The sequence below is a fragment of the Flagellimonas hymeniacidonis genome (assembly GCF_008040165.1).
Taxonomy (GTDB): Bacteria; Bacteroidota; Bacteroidia; order Flavobacteriales; family Flavobacteriaceae; genus Flagellimonas; species Flagellimonas hymeniacidonis.
Genome location: NZ_VRUR01000001.1, coordinates 423972 through 440135 on the forward strand (window position 1 = coordinate 423972; position 16164 = coordinate 440135).

11 protein-coding genes are annotated in these 16164 nt (G+C 39.7%); 1 reads left to right on the top strand and 10 read right to left on the bottom strand.

Annotated elements, in window-relative coordinates; translation table 11 throughout:
- Window position 1: 1 nt before the first annotated feature.
- The gene (ruvB, locus tag FVB32_RS01940) at window positions 2-1024 is read right to left on the bottom strand and encodes a Holliday junction branch migration DNA helicase RuvB (RefSeq protein WP_147740906.1); all 1023 of its coding nucleotides are present in this window, start codon (window positions 1022-1024) and stop codon (window positions 2-4) included.
- Window positions 1025-1173: 149 nt separating this feature from the next.
- On the opposite strand from ruvB, the gene FVB32_RS01945 reads away from it, so the two are divergent.
- Window positions 1174-3438, top strand: a complete 2265-nt coding sequence (locus FVB32_RS01945; RefSeq protein WP_147740907.1) for an acyl-CoA dehydrogenase family protein — start codon at window positions 1174-1176, stop codon at window positions 3436-3438.
- Between the two features lie 3 nt (window positions 3439-3441).
- On the opposite strand, the gene FVB32_RS01950 is transcribed toward FVB32_RS01945, so the two are convergent.
- The 9 genes from FVB32_RS01950 to FVB32_RS01990 form a co-directional block, all read right to left on the bottom strand.
- Window positions 3442-4266: a GIN domain-containing protein gene (locus FVB32_RS01950; RefSeq protein WP_187269475.1), complete on the bottom strand. Its 825-nt coding sequence runs from the start codon at window positions 4264-4266 to the stop codon at window positions 3442-3444.
- A 115-nt stretch (window positions 4267-4381) separates the two neighbouring features.
- A complete protein-coding gene (locus tag FVB32_RS01955; RefSeq protein ID WP_147740909.1) occupies window positions 4382-6199 on the bottom strand; it encodes a cytochrome c oxidase subunit I in 1818 nt (605 codons plus the stop codon).
- A gap of 42 nt (window positions 6200-6241) precedes the next feature.
- Window positions 6242-7300: a cytochrome c oxidase subunit II gene (locus tag FVB32_RS01960; protein ID WP_147740910.1), complete on the bottom strand. Its 1059-nt coding sequence runs from the start codon at window positions 7298-7300 to the stop codon at window positions 6242-6244.
- A gap of 27 nt (window positions 7301-7327) precedes the next feature.
- The gene (locus FVB32_RS01965; protein ID WP_147740911.1) at window positions 7328-8683 is read right to left on the bottom strand and encodes a quinol:cytochrome C oxidoreductase; all 1356 of its coding nucleotides are present in this window, start codon (window positions 8681-8683) and stop codon (window positions 7328-7330) included.
- A gap of 17 nt (window positions 8684-8700) precedes the next feature.
- Window positions 8701-9270 carry a c-type cytochrome gene (locus FVB32_RS01970; RefSeq protein ID WP_147740912.1) on the bottom strand — a complete coding sequence of 190 codons (570 nt, stop codon included), beginning with the start codon at window positions 9268-9270 and terminating at the stop codon, window positions 8701-8703.
- A gap of 4 nt (window positions 9271-9274) precedes the next feature.
- On the bottom strand, window positions 9275-9802 hold the full coding sequence (locus FVB32_RS01975) for a DUF3341 domain-containing protein (RefSeq protein ID WP_147740913.1): 528 nt from the start codon (window positions 9800-9802) through the stop codon (window positions 9275-9277).
- Between the two features lie 2 nt (window positions 9803-9804).
- Window positions 9805-11544: an NrfD/PsrC family molybdoenzyme membrane anchor subunit gene (gene nrfD, locus FVB32_RS01980; protein WP_147740914.1), complete on the bottom strand. Its 1740-nt coding sequence runs from the start codon at window positions 11542-11544 to the stop codon at window positions 9805-9807.
- A gap of 32 nt (window positions 11545-11576) precedes the next feature.
- Entirely contained in the window at window positions 11577-14711 is a 3135-nt protein-coding gene (locus tag FVB32_RS01985; RefSeq protein WP_147740915.1) for a TAT-variant-translocated molybdopterin oxidoreductase, read from the bottom strand.
- A gap of 32 nt (window positions 14712-14743) precedes the next feature.
- On the bottom strand, window positions 14744-16105 hold the full coding sequence (locus tag FVB32_RS01990; RefSeq protein WP_147740916.1) for a c-type cytochrome: 1362 nt from the start codon (window positions 16103-16105) through the stop codon (window positions 14744-14746).
- Window positions 16106-16164: the final 59 nt, after the last annotated feature.

Sequence of the window (16164 nt, forward strand, 5' to 3'; positions counted from 1 at the left end):
ATTAAAACAGACCTCCTTGCGTCCCGTCTTTAATTCGTCCTAAGTGTTTATAGGCAAGTTCTGTTACTTCACGACCTCTGGGGGTGCGCATAATGAATCCTTGCTGAATTAAAAAAGGCTCATAGACTTCTTCAATGGTTTCTGCACTTTCTGAAACTGCGGTAGCCAAAGTTGTAATACCTACTGGACCTCCTTTGAACTTATCTATAATGGTAGTTAAGATTTTATTATCCATCTCATCCAAACCATGCGCATCCACATGCAAGGCTTTTAAACTGAACTTGGAAATATCCATATCTATATTTCCGTTGCCTTTTATTTGGGCAAAATCACGTACCCTTCGCAATAAGGCATTACAAATTCTGGGTGTTCCCCTACTTCTGCCAGCAATTTCTATGGCTGCTTCATTGGTGATGGGTACTTTCAGAATCTCAGCACTGCGTTCTACTATAGTCGATAACAACTCCGTATTGTAGTATTGCAATCTACTTTGAATACCAAAACGTGCTCGCATGGGCGCTGTGAGCAGTCCTGATCTTGTGGTAGCGCCAACTAAGGTAAAGGGACTTAGATTGATTTGAACGGTTCTGGCATTGGGACCCGTTTCGATCATGATATCAATCTTGTAATCCTCCATCGCAGAATACAAGTATTCTTCCACAATAGGACTTAAGCGATGAATCTCATCTATAAACAATACATCCCTTTCTTCAAGATTGGTCAACAATCCCGCCAAATCTCCTGGTTTGTCCAAAACCGGGCCTGAGGTAATCTTTATTCCTACCCCAAGTTCATTTGCTAAAATATGTGCAAGTGTTGTTTTTCCTAATCCAGGTGGTCCATGAAAAAGGGTATGATCCAGTGCTTCATCGCGGAGGTTGGCAGCTTGCACAAAAATTTTCAGGTTCTCCAACACCTGCTCCTGACCCGTAAAATCATCAAAAGTAATGGGCCTTAAAGCTCTTTCAATATCAAGCTCTTCTTGAGAGAAATTCTCTGGTGATGGGTCTAGATTTTCATTCATGTCCTAACAAATATAGTTGAAAACCACATGTGCTAGAAACCATTTTCTCTAAAATACCCAGGTCTAAAGATTCAAGTGCACATCTTAAAAACTAAATCTTAAATTAGATACTTCAAAGAAAGGACACAATTTCCTCAACTTAGCTTTTTATGGTAAAATCTGATTACTCAATAGGCATCTTACAATACATTCCATTTTTTTATGTCATTTGGTCAGATGACCTACTTTCTGCCTCCGAAATATCCGTGGTCAAAAAAACTATTGAGCAGGATTCTGCACTTGAACCGGATGAAAAAGAACAGCTTTCACTTTGGTTGGATAGGGAAAATCCGCCAGCAGATGAAGAACTGAAACATTGGAAACATACTATTACAAATTCCAATGTTAAACTTATTGAAAGTGATACCTATCCTCTTGCATCATTAAGCCAACGTTTAGGGAATTTGTACTGCGACAGTTGCGATTTCAATGACCATTTAAAACACATTGAAATAAACTTGGGGATACAACCCAACCACTACAATCATTTATTTGATGTTGAAGTCATACATCATAAAACATCTGATTTTTACAACGCCAAAGTACTCGATGCTATTTTAAAAGGTCCACATGCTAAAGCAGTTGACGAATTTCGGGGTTTTCTGAATCAACCTATTTTTCACTGGGATGTTAGAAGAAACAAAGAAGATTTTAGGGGGAAAGTATTGGAACAAGTTCAGCTCTTGGGTACTAACGGATATGGCGCTATGGCTTATGATTCCGAATATGGAGGGATTGGCAACATGCCGGCCTACGGAGCAATTTTTGAACATCTTATGTTTGTTGATGGGAGCCTTGCAGTGAAATTTGGGGTTCAATTTGGGCTTTTTGGCGGTAGCATTCAGAAATTGGGCACCAAAAAACATCATGACCAATATTTGGCTAATACTGGAAAAGCAAAATTGCTAGGCTGTTTTGCTATGACAGAAACAGGACATGGCTCTAATGTAAGAGGCATAAAAACAACGGCCACTTATCATAAAAAAAGTGATTCAATCATTATTCACACCCCAGGACAAAATGATAATAAAGAATATATAGGCAATGCCTTGCATTCAACTATGGCATCGGTTTTTGCACAGTTGATCGTAGATGGGAAAAATGAAGGGGTTCATGCTATTTTGGTTCCAGTACGAGATAAAAATCATACTGTATTGGAAGGCATTACTATAGAAGACAATGGCTATAAGCTTGGTTTGAATGGTGTGGACAACGGTAAGATTTGGTTTAATCAGGTGAAAGTCCCCCGTGAAAACTTGTTGGATAAATATGGGGAAATCAGAGATGATGGTAGCTATTTTTCTGCCATTAAGAATCCAAACAAACGATTTTTTACCATGTTGGGTACTCTGGTTGGCGGCCGAATTTGCGTTGCAAAAGGTGCTGTTGGTGGGGCAAAGATGGCATTGAGCATCGCGGTAAAGCATGCATTGAACAGAAGACAATTCAATGACAGCGTTAAAGTGCAAGAAGATCTTATTATGGACTACCCCACCCATCAATTACGGTTGACTCCCGCTATAGCAAGTGCTTATGTTTATCACGTTACTTTGGAGGAAATGATGAAACGGTATAGTGATAATTCACAACCTGATAAAAGAAAAATAGAGACCCAAGTCGCAGGCCTTAAATCCATCATTACATGGTTTGCAAACGATACTATTCAAGAGTGTCGAGAAGCATGTGGTGGGAAGGGATATTTATTAGAAAATAGAATTGCCAATCTAAAAGGGGATGTAGACATATTTACCACTTTTGAGGGAGACAACAATGTATTGTTACAATTAGCAGCCAAAGGTGTTTTATCAGATTTCAAAGCAGAATTCAATAGTGCTGGGTTTACTTCGGTTTTAAAATTATTACGAAGTCAACTCGCAGATAAGTTAAGTACGATAAACCCCATTTACTCCAATAAAGTAGACAAGGAACATTTGTACAATCCGAAATTTCACAAACATGCTTTTAACTACAGGACCCGAAGGCTTACGTATACCCTAGCCATGCGAATAAGAAGCTACATTAAAAAAGGAATCCCATCATATCAAGCCTTTCTAAAAGTTCAGACCCATTTGCTTGCCTTAGGCAAGGCGTATAGTGTAGAGTTGGCTTATACTATTTTCAATGAATTCTGCGCTTCGGTTACTGATGAAAAACACAAAGTTTTATTGGAAAAATTGGGAACACTTTATGCCCTTCATCACATATATAACGACACAGGTTGGTATTTGGAACAGGGGTACATCAGTGGAACAAAGTCCAAAGCTATTAGGCAACGGGTGGAACGATTGTCCACAGAATTACGCCCTCATATTGAGGTTTTGGTAGATGGTTTTGGAATTCCTGAGCATTGCATGACTGCTCCTATTGCCAAATAGATATCACTCTACTTTCTTAATTAATTGTGCCGTATCCAAAAACTCCAGAACAGTAATTTTAGGATTTCCATAGAGATAGATTCTTGAATTTCCTTTGGCACTTAACTCCAAATCCCGATAGGAGTACAAACGCGCATTTGCAGCATTCTCAAGTCGAGCTTTAATGGTCCCTGCCTCCATTTTTTCGCCTTTGTATTTTGAGTTTCCTGTTAAACCAATTTCCATTCTATCCGAAGTACCTTCAAACATCAAAGACCCATTGCCCTCCACATCTACCACACTCACTTCATTTACAGAATATACATAAGCTTCAGCTCTTTTATTAAGGCCTATATTGAGCGAATCCACATCTACATTAAAGTCTCCCTTGCTCATATCTTCCATATTAATATCCATCACAGCGGCATTTGCCTTGATGTCCAACTTTGCATTTGCAAAAGCGTCTACAAACAGCTCATCGCTGCTTATAATATCATTTGAAACAATGCTACCTTCTTTAACGGTTATTGCTCGGAGTTCGGTGTAATTAATGGTAATATCGAATTGTTTTTTGGCGGTAACATCATAAAAAGAGCTTATTACTAATGTACTATCCTCTACTTTAAATTTTAAAATATCTACCAAATTATCATCTGCCACAATTTTGTACCCAGAGCCAAATGATTTTTTTAATACGATGTCCAGATTATCATTTAGTTGTATTGCATTAAACGCAGGTAGTTCCTGATTGACTTCAGTAACAATTCGACTGCCTTTTATTTTAGGTTTTCGCTGTGCCAAAAGGGTTACATGGCACATCAATAAAAGTATAATTACAAGATTTTTCACAAGTGTTCGATTTAAGGTTCTTAAAGATATTACAATTACGGATAACAATTGCTGTACAAAACTCCGTAAACAAAAAACCCATCCGAGTGGGATGGGCTTTGTTATATCTAAAATCTTAGTGATTGAGTTCTTCTTCGTTATCCTGAAGCGGTATGTTCTGCGGAACAAAATCCTGTCCTGGGATAATATACTCACCATTCTCATAGGTCTTGCTATAGTCATACGCCCAACGATGCACATGAGGGATATCTCCTGGCCAGTTTCCGTGCATATGTTCTTGAGGAGCTGTCCATTCAAGGGTATTTGAGCCCCATGGGTTTTGAGGTCCTCTCTTACCATAAAATATGCTATAGACAAAGTTGTAAACGAAAACCAATTGTGCCGCTCCTGCAATAAGTGCAAATACGGTCATTAATACTTGAACATTGGTCAATTCATCAAACATCGGGAACGCCGTATTTTCATAGTAACGTCTTGGCACTCCTGCCATACCAACAAAATGCATTGGGAAGAATACGCCATAGGCACAAATTGCGGTTACCCAGAAATGAACATAACCCAAGTTCTTGTTCATCATTCTACCTTGGAACATTTTCGGGAACCAATGGTATACACCCGCAAAAAGTCCATATAGTGCAGAAATACCCATTACCAAATGGAAGTGAGCTACTACAAAATAGGTGTCATGAACATTGATATCCAATGTGCTATCTCCAAGAATAATCCCTGTAAGACCACCCGATATAAAGGTAGAAACCAAACCTATGGAAAATAACATTCCAGGATTAAGTTGCAGATTTCCCTTCCATAAGGTGGTTATATAGTTGAAAGCTTTTACCGCAGACGGAATTGCAATCAATAAGGTTGTAAACGTAAATACTGACCCCAAAAATGGATTCATCCCCGAGATGAACATATGGTGACCCCACACAATTGTGGATAGGAAAGCAATCGCTAAAATAGAAGCTACCATGGCACGATAGCCAAAGATTGGTTTTCTTGCATTTGTAGACATTACTTCGGACGTAATTCCTAATGCCGGTAACAATACAATGTATACTTCAGGGTGTCCCAAGAACCAAAATAGGTGCTCAAACAATACTGGTGATCCTCCTTGATAATGTAATACTTCACCTTGTATAAAGATATCTGAAAGGAAGAATGATGTTCCAAAACTTCTATCCATAATTAGCAGCAAGGCCGCTGAAAGTAACACTGGAAAGGAAATTACCCCGATAACTGCTGTTACAAAGAATGCCCAAATAGTCAATGGCAAACGGGTCATTGACATTCCTTTAGTTCTTAAGTTGATAACAGTAACAATATAGTTTAATGATCCCAGTAAAGAAGAAGCAATAAATATGGCCATAGAAACTAGCCATAGGGTCATACCCAAACCAGAACCGGGTTGGGCAGAAGGCAATGCGCTTAAGGGAGGATAAATTGTCCATCCTGCTGCGGCAGGACCAGCTTCTACAAACAATGAAATGATCATGACTACTGCAGAGACAAAGAACATCCAAAAAGAAAGCATGTTTAGGAAGCCCGAAGCCATATCCCGAGCACCAATCTGCAACGGAATTAATAGGTTACTAAAGGTACCACTCAATCCTGCGGTAAGCACGAAGAATACCATTATGGTTCCGTGCATAGTAATCAAAGCCAAGTACATATCAGCATCCATAACACCATCTGGAGCCCACTTGCCCAAAAACGCCTCAAAGACAGAGAAGGATTCTCCAGGCCATGCCAATTGCATTCTAAATAGCAACGACATTGCAATTCCAATGAAGCCCATAACCAAAACACCGGTGATAAGATATTGCTTAGCAATCATCTTATGGTCCTGACTAAAGATATATTTGGTTACGAAGGTTTCTTTATGATGATGTCCATGATCTTCGTGTCCGTGTTCGTGTCCAGTAGCTGACATAATCTCTTTTAAATTTTATTATAGTTCTTATCCTAGCCTAACTTATTCCGTTGGTGCAACCGTTTCTTTAAAGGTTACTTGTTCGGCAATCCATTTATTATATTCCTCTTCTGTCTCTACTATAATTTTCATTTGCATATTATAGTGCGATTTTCCACAGATTTTATTACAAAGCAAGATATAGTCAAATTCCCAAGGGTCTGTATTAGGTTTTCCTTCTGCAGCCCATTTTGCTCTTAACGCGTTTGTTCTTTTCACTTTATCCACCACATCAGGATTCAATCTCATTTCTTCCGTTGTAATGGTCGGTGTAAATGAGAATTGTGTGATCATACCTGGAACACAGTTCATCTGTGCTCTAAAGTGAGGCATATAAGCGGAATGTAATACGTCTTGTGAACGCATCATAAAGTTGACTTTTCTTCCCACAGGAAGGTGTAGTTCCTTTACGATTACGTCATCCGCAGCATTTGGATCAGATTCATCCAAACCAAGTACATTTGCTCTATCAATATCAATTAAGCGAACACTTGCGTCTCCAAGAACATTATCATCTCCTCCATAACGTGCAGTCCAGTTAAATTGCTGTGCATATAATTCCACAATCAGTGGATCGTCTTCATCATTTACATCCATGATGTTCGTCCATGTGTATAAGCCCCAAAGGATTAATCCGGCTAAAACAATAACGGGAATGATAGTCCAGATAAACTCTAAACGGTCGTTGTCGGCAAAGAAAAGAGCTTTCTTTCCTTTTTCTCCGCGATATTTATATCCGAAGTAATGCAACAAAAACTGCGTAATGGTCTGTACAAAAAAGATAATGGCAAATGACACCCACATCAATTGATCATATTCCCCACCATGGGCAGAAGATGCTTCTGGCAGAAGCATTTTACTGTACTTGGCAAAGCTAAATATGGTTATACCATAGATAAAAATTACGAATCCAAACAATAGATAACCATTGTACTTATTATCTGAATCTGTGGCTACCTCAGTGTTTTCCGTTTTTAGTTGGGACAATTCAAAAATCTTGGTCATTTGCCAGATTGCGATTGCTACCAGTACTAAAACAGTCAATGTTAATAATGCAGTCATTGTATATCTTTCTAAGCCTTAATCGTATTAATAATGAAATTGTCTACTTTCTTCAAGGAATGGATTGCGCTTGGGTTGCAATGGCGCTTTAGTAAGTGCATTGAACACCCAATACACAAATAATCCCCCAAAGAACAATATTCCTCCAATTTCGGGTAATCCTATATACCATTGATCGCCAACCGTTGCAGGCATGATCATATTGAACACGTCCATATAGTGACCAAAAAGCACTACAAGACCAGCCATGATAACAAACCAATTTACTCTTTTGTAATCACTGTTCATCAATACCAATACTGGGAAGATGAAATTCATGGCTAACATTCCAAAGAATGGCAATTTATAATCTTCAATTCGTGTGATAAAATAGGTTACTTCTTCTGGGATGTTGGCATACCAAATCAGCATAAACTGTGAGAACCATAGGTAGGTCCAAAAAATACTGATACCGAACATGAATTTTGCCAAATCATGAATGTGGCTATCGTTTACATCTTCTAAATAACCTTTTGATTTCAGGTAAATGGCAATCATCGCAATTACCGTAATTCCTGAAACGAACATGCTTGCAAACACGTACCATCCAAATAGGGTACTGAACCAGTGTGGATCCACACTCATGATCCAATCCCAAGACATCATGGATTCTGTAATCAAATAGAACACCAAGAAAGCAGCAGACCATCTAAAATTCTTTACAAAGTTGGTGTTGTCATCAGACTCATCCTGTGCTAATGAAAGTTTTCTGGAATATTCGCGATAGAAAATCCAACCACCCAAGAAAATTGCTGCACGAACCAAAAAGAAGGTAGGGTTCAAGTATCCAGCTTTTCCTTGTAACAATTTATCATGAGCAACAACATCAGCATCCATCCATACAAACATATGATTCATATGTAGTACTGAAAGTACCAAAATCACAAATACGATAATTCCGCCAGGAACTAAATACGCCGTGATTCCCTCCATTACACGGAACAACAAAGGCGACCAACCTGCTTGTGATGCACGTTGTATAGCATAGAAAGCCAAAACGCCCAAGGATATCATAAAGAAGAAAAAGGCAGCTACATATAATGCAGACCAAGGTCTATTTTGTAATTGGTGCAATACATGTTCATCATGCGAAGCATCGTGCTCCTCTCCATGTGCTTCAGCTTCACCGTGTGTATCTTTTTCTGCATGATCTCCTTCTGCGGCATGGCTTGAAGCTTCTTCGCCGTGTCCTCCTCCATGACCATCGTCATGTGCTGAAGCCACCATTGCTTTGGCTTCTTCCACAGTACTGGGAGCAGATAAAAAACCTGTTGCTAAACAAATCAATCCAACTGCCATTGCAATGAAAGATCCTATTTTAAGTCTGTTTGAAAACGTGTACATAGTATCCTCTTATCCAATTATTTTGTTAGGTCTTCCTTTAATTTCATTACGTATTCTGACACTTGCCACATCTCTTCTTCATTGGCCAACTGAGCTGCGTAAGAGCCCATAGAGTTTAAACCGTAATAAATAGTATGGTATGTGCTTCCCACGGTAATATTACGCGCAACGTCATCATAACTGGGAACACCCAATATTTTTTCTCTTTTTACCAAAGTACCTTGTCCTTTTCCTTTAGGTCCGTGACAAATAGCACAGTAAATATCATATAGTTCTTTTCCTTTGGAAAGATTGGATTCCATTTGCAAGGAATCCAACGGGCTTGGTTCTACTCTTGCCAAGTCTTTTCCTTCTGGAGTATTTTCAAACTTGTATGGCATATACCCTCTTGCAATGGTATTTTCTGCCGGAAGCATAGCTTCTGTTCCATTGGGGAACAATCCATTATCCACTCCCTGATAGGTTTCGTACCCTACGGGTTCATACATGTTTGGCATATACTGATAGTTTGGACTGTTCTTGTCAGCACAAGCTGCCAGTGATAGTACCAAAACCAAGACAACACTTATTTTACCTAAATGCTTCATATTTTTAAGAATCCTTTTCTGTAACATTTATTTCAACAGCTCCAGTATCCCACAACAATGCTGTAAGTTCCTTTTCATTATCATGAATACCCAATTCCATTAAAAAATGGTCATCTGTTGTTCTTACATCTGGGTTTTCCGCTTTTTTAAAGGGCCACATTCTACTTCTTAAATAAAATGTGATTACCATTAAATGCGCTGCAAAGAACACCGTTAATTCAAACATAATTGGAACAAAGGCCGGCATATTTTCCAAATAGGTAAAACTTGGTTTACCACCAATATCCTGTGGCCAATCATCAATCATGATATAGTTCATCATAACAATGGCAACAATAAGTCCTAAACAACCATACATAAAGGAAGTGATTGCTATTCGGGTATCTTCTAAGCCCATTGCCTTGTCTAAACCATGCACGGGGAAAGGGGTATACACTTCTTCAATATGATGGTGCTCTGCCCTTACCTTTTTTACGGCATGCATCAATACATCATCATCGGTATAAAGTGCCTGTATAACTTTTGATGCCATAATTATTTTTTATTGTTTAACAATCTAGCTTGACCAGCCCAGTCATCTCTTTGTGCCCGACCTGGAAATTTACCTGTAATGGAATCTAACAAGTCATACTCCTTTTTTGTCATTCTACCTACTTGCGCGTACGTATAGATTCCAATTTCGTTAAGGATTCTTTCCATCTCTGGACCAACACCTTTTATTTTTTTCAAATCATCTGGTGTTTCTTTGGTAGCATCGAATGTTCCTAAAGAACTTAACAATTCATTTACTCCAACCTTGTCTCCTTTCGCAGGAACAACTTCTCCCATTAAAACATCATCTGTAATCGGTTCCTCTATCTCTCCTCGTTTAGGCATTTGGTACAAAGGCTTTCCTGCATCACGTAACTTTTTATATTTTTCTCCAGATGCTTTCAAAATGGATTTTACTTCTGCCTGTGCAATGACCGGGAATGTTCTTGAATATAATAGGAACAACACAAAGAAGAATCCAATGGTTCCTATAAAGATACCCACATCTACAAAGGTAGGAGAGAACATTGTCCATGAAGATGGCAAGTAATCTCTGTGCAATGAGGTTACAATGATCACAAATCGCTCAAACCACATTCCTATGTTCACCACAATAGAAATAAAGAACGAGAACATGATACTGGTACGTAATTTTTTGAACCACATGAACTGCGGAGAGAACACGTTACAGGTCATCATGGACCAATATGCCCACCAGTAGGGTCCAGTAGCTCTATTCAAAAACGCGTATTGTTCGTATTCAACTCCTGAATACCAAGCAATAAACAACTCGGTGATATATGCACATCCAACAATTGAACCTGTAATCATGATTACAATGTTCATCAATTCAATATGCTGTACGGTTATGTATGCTTCAAGACTACACACTTTTCTCATGATAATAAGAAGTGTGTTCACCATAGCAAATCCTGAGAAAATTGCACCCGCAACAAAATACGGCGGGAATATGGTGGTATGCCAACCTGGAATCACCGAAGTGGCAAAGTCAAAGGATACAATGGTGTGTACTGAAAGTACAAGTGGTGTTGCCAAACCGGCCAAAACTAAAGATACTTCTTCAAAACGTTGCCAATCCTTCGCTCTACCTGTCCAACCAAAGCTTAACAAGCTATATATTTTCTTCTGGAACGGTTTTACCGCTCTATCACGAATCATTGCAAAATCCGGCAACAAACCTGTCCACCAGAATACCAAGGAAACGGATAAATACGTTGAAATCGCAAATACATCCCAAAGCAATGGTGAGTTAAAGTTTACCCACAAGGAACCAAATTGGTTTGGAATCGGAAGTACCCAATAGGCCAACCATGGGCGACCCATGTGAATGATTGGAAACAAACCTGCCTGGATAACCGAGAAAATGGTCATTGCTTCCGCAGAACGGTTAATTGCCATTCTCCATTTTTGTCTGAATAACAGCAATACTGCAGAAATCAGTGTTCCTGCGTGACCAATACCTACCCACCAAACAAAGTTTGTAATATCCCAGGCCCAGTTTACGGTCTTGTTAAGACCCCAAACTCCAATACCTGTAGAAATGGTATAAATAATACATCCTAGACCCCAAAGGAATGCAACTAAAGCAATGGTAAATACAATCCACCAATGTTTGTTGGCCTTTCCCTCTACAGGAGCAGCGATATCCACGGTAACATCATGGTAACCTTTGTCTCCAAGTACTAAGGGCTTTCGAATAGGTGCTTCGTAATGCGACGCCATAATTTATCTTCTAGTTACTTCTTATTTATTGATTAAGCCTCGTTGGTGTTTCTCACCTTCACATGATAGAACACATTTGGTTTTGTGCCCACATGTTCTAATAGGTGATACATTCTATCATCCTCTTTCAACTCAGCAATCTTACTGTGATCATCATTGATATCTCCAAAGACCATAGCTCCACTGCCGCAAGCAGCTGAACAAGCCGTTTGGAATTCGCCATCTTTAATGGCACGCCCATCTCTCTTAGCATCTAAAATGGTCTTCTGTGTCATTTGAATACACATAGAGCATTTCTCCATCACCCCTCTAGAGCGTACATTAACATCTGGATTAATCACCATTTTACCAAGGTCATTGTTCATGTTGAAGTTGAACTCGTCATTATCACTATACAAGAACCAATTGAACCTTCTTACTTTGTATGGACAGTTGTTGGCACAATATCTAGTACCTACACAACGGTTATATGCCATTTGATTTTGACCTTGTCTTCCGTGGGAAGTTGCCGCAACCGGACAAACAGTTTCACAAGGTGCATGGTTACAATGTTGACACATGACAGGCTGAAATGCTACCTGAGGATTTGCAGCTGCATCTTCCATCTCTCTAAATCCACCCAAGGAACCATTATCGCCCCAAAGGCCATCCATTCCATCTTTCTTCTCGTTGTCTTGTTCAAATGTATCTTCGGAAGAATAGTACCTATCAATACGCAGCCAGTGCATGTCTCTGGATTTTCTAACCTCCTCTTTTCCAACAACAGGAACATTATTTTCTGCGTGACATGCAATAACACATGCCCCACAACCTGTACAAGCGTTTAAATCAATAGACAAGTTAAAGTGATGTCCGATGGAACGATCAAACTCTTGCCATAAATCTGCATCTGGCGATGTAACAGGAATTTCTTGATGGTCTTTGGACACCTGCGGAACTGCATTCCATTCATGAACATCCTTTGTATTGAAGATTTCCAAGGTAGTTTCCTTGATAATATCTCCTCTACCCATCAATGTTTTATGTAGCTGAACACATGCAAACTCATGCACTCCTTCAGCTTTTTCTATGTTAACTGACTGTACATTAGAAAAGTTGTTATACAGTGCAAAAGCATTTACTCCAGTGGCCATTTCGGCCTTCATTCCTGCTTTCTTTCCATATCCGAAGGAAAGCCCAACGGTTCCAATAGCTTGCCCAGGTTGAATGATTACGGGAACGCTATTCAAAGTAACTCCGTTAACCGTTAAATTAACGTAGCTCCCATTTAGTCCACCATTTGCAACATTAAAGTTCTCAAGTCCCAATCTTTCGGCATCGGCTTTGGCAACAGTAACATAGTTATCCCAAGAAACTCTGGAAACTGGATCCGGGAATTCTTGCAACCATGGGTTACTGGCTTGTCTACCATCACCCATTCCAATTTTAGAATAGAGTACCATCTCTACTCCAGAACTCGTAGTGTTTACCAAAGATCGTATCGCCGAAGCAATTGGAGCGATGCTAGCTTGTGCTTCTTCAGCACCTTCTTCTTCATTGTTGGCAGCAACCAAAGGTTGTTCTGCTGTTTCCTCAACAGCTGGAGCGGTAAACACTCCATCTTGTAATGTTTTATTCCAATCTGAACCTTGCAATACATTCGTACTCCAAGTATCTTTAATGTAATCGTAATAGGTTTGCTCACTGCCCATCCAAGTCAACAAGGCTGACTGAAATTGTCTTGTATCAAAAAGCTCTCGGATGGCGGGCTGCATTAAACTATAATGTCCCTTTTTCAATTGTGCATCACCCCAAGATTCAAGATAATGTGAGGCCGCTGCAACATATTTAGTAGCTTGAGCTGTTTCATCATTATTGAAAGCAAAGTCAACTGAAACATCCACTTTTTCAAGGCCTGAGATAAAATCTGCAGCATTTGGTAATGAGTACGCTGGATTCACACCATCGATAATCAAAGCGCCAACACGGCCAGCATTCATATCTGCAACCAACTTGTTCACTTTTGAGATACTCCCTTGGCGTACATATTTTGGATGCTCAGTATCAAACGCTTCACTTGACAATAATTCATTAATTGCAAGTACTACGGTTTGTGCGTTAATATCATTCAATCCAGTAACAACAACAGCTTTACTTCCAGCTTTTCTAATTTGTGCCGCTATACTATCTACAGCTTCATCAACATCTGAAGTACCTCCACCAACATTGCTGCCATTTAATTTTCCATACAACTTTGCCAAGGCAATTTTTTGTTGCGTAGGCGTCATTGGGTAGCGTTTGTCCGCATTGGCCCCGGTCAAGGACATATTGGATTCCATCTGCACATGCTTGGACATCTTTCCGTGTTCGGGAACACGTCCTTTGGCATATCCACCATCATATCCCCCTCCTTGCCAATCTCCCAAGAAATCAGCACCAAAAGAGACAATTAAATCTGCTTTTTCAAAATCGTAATCTGCAAGAGCTCTTTCACCATACGCGGCATCAAAAGCATTTAGGGCAGCATCTTCAGAAATGGCATCGTACACTACATGGTTTACGTTTTCACCATATTCAGCCTTAAAATCAGCTATCAATCTATCCGTAGATGGGCTAGCATACGTCTGGGTCAATAATGCAATCTGCCTATTTGAACCTTTAAGACTTCCTAATTTAGCTCTAACGGTAGCATCAAGTACCTTCCAATCAACAGGCTCTCCATTTGCAGATGGCCCTTGAACCCTAGTGCTATCATATAAGGATAATACGGAAGCTTGAACACGTGCATTTGCACCTCCGTTCACCTTGGCATCTGTATTGTTTTCAATCTTAATCGGTCTTCCTTCTCTAGTTTTCACCAAAATACTGGCAAAGTCATATCCATCAGCTATTGTGGTGGCATAGTAGTTGGCAACTCCAGGAACGATACTGTCCGGTTGCACTACATAAGGAATAGATTTACGAACAGGGCCTTCACAGGCAGCAACAGTTGCTGCAGCTGTACTAAAGCCGACATATTTTAAGAAGTCCCTTCTATTGGTGTTAGAGGCAGACAAATTTTCCTTGTCGCCTAAAAACTCATCAACGGGAATCTGTTCTGTAAATTCGTTTTGTCTTAGCGCCTCAACAATGGAATCGTTCGGATTTAACTCCGCTTCGCTTTTCCAATATTTTTTGTTTGATGCCATACGATATATCTGAGATTATCTTCTTTTAATTCTTAATAGTGACACTTACCACATTCCAAACCACCCATCATAGCTGCCGTTAACTTCTCAACTCCATATTTCTTGGAAAGTTCTTCGTGAATGGATGCATAGTACTCATTACCCTCGACATTCACATTTGTTTCTCTGTGACAGTTGATACACCAACCCATAGTTAATGGAGCAAATTGATACATCACTTCCATTTCTTCAACGGGACCGTGACATGTTTGACATTCAATTCCGGCTACAGAAACGTGCTGCGAGTGATTGAAATAGGCAAAGTCTGGAAGGTTATGGATTCTAACCCACTCTACAGGCTGACTTTCTCCTGTATATCTTTGATTTTCTTCATCCCATCCAACGGCCTTATATAATTTCTTGATCTCTCCAGTATAGAACTCGTTGGTGTGTCCGTTTGCAATATCCTCTGCGCTTGGTCCTTCTGGATTTCCTTTGTACTCATAAATGGATTTATGACAATTCATACAAACATTTAAAGCTGGTATTCCTGAAGTTTTGGAAACTCTTGCAGATGAGTGACAATATTTACATTCAATCTTATTGTCTCCTGCATGTATTTTGTGTGAATAATGAATGGGCTGTACCGGAGCATATCCCTGATCAATACCTACTTGCATCATCCAACCATAAGCAAAATAAGCACTGGCCAATAACAAGAAGATAGCGCTTACCAAAACCAAAAATTGGTTCTGAACAAAAGCTTTCCAAATCGGCGTACGCTTTTCGGCTTTTTCTTTTTCCAATAGTACACCATTGGCCTCGGCAATGCGTCTTAGGGTACTGTTCACCAAAATCAACATAATTACCAACAGCCCAAAAACAAGTGCTAAAGCTCCTAGAATAATCTCGTTTGATATACCTCCCCCAGAACCTGCATTACCTCCTTCAGATGCAGCAACCGCAGTTGCAACAGGTGCAGGTGGTGGAGCTGCCGTGTAGGCCAATATATCATCAATGTCTGCATTTGACAGGGTAGGAAAGGCAGTCATAGCCGCTTGATTATACTCCGCATAAATTTTATTGGCGTATGCATCTCCTGACTTAATCATCCCTGGACTATTCTTTATCCAAGCATAAAGCCATTCCTTATCCAAGCCTTCATCCTCAGCTAACCTGGTTTCCACATTTGCCAATGCAGGACCTGTCATCTTTCGGTCTAAGGAGTGACACGCAGCACAGTTTTGGTTGAATAACTGTTTCCCTTTTGCAACATCTCCCCCAGCAGCAGCTGTTTCTTCAGCCACAACCTCGGTAGGCGCAGCTTCTTCTTGTGCATAAAATGAAGTCGAAAAAAGTAGGAAAGAGAAACCTAAAACTTTAGAAAATAGATGGCGGTATAAAACCTTTTTCATATTAACGAAATTTCTATCGAAATCTTTGGCACGATTGTTACTATTGATATTGAGAACAA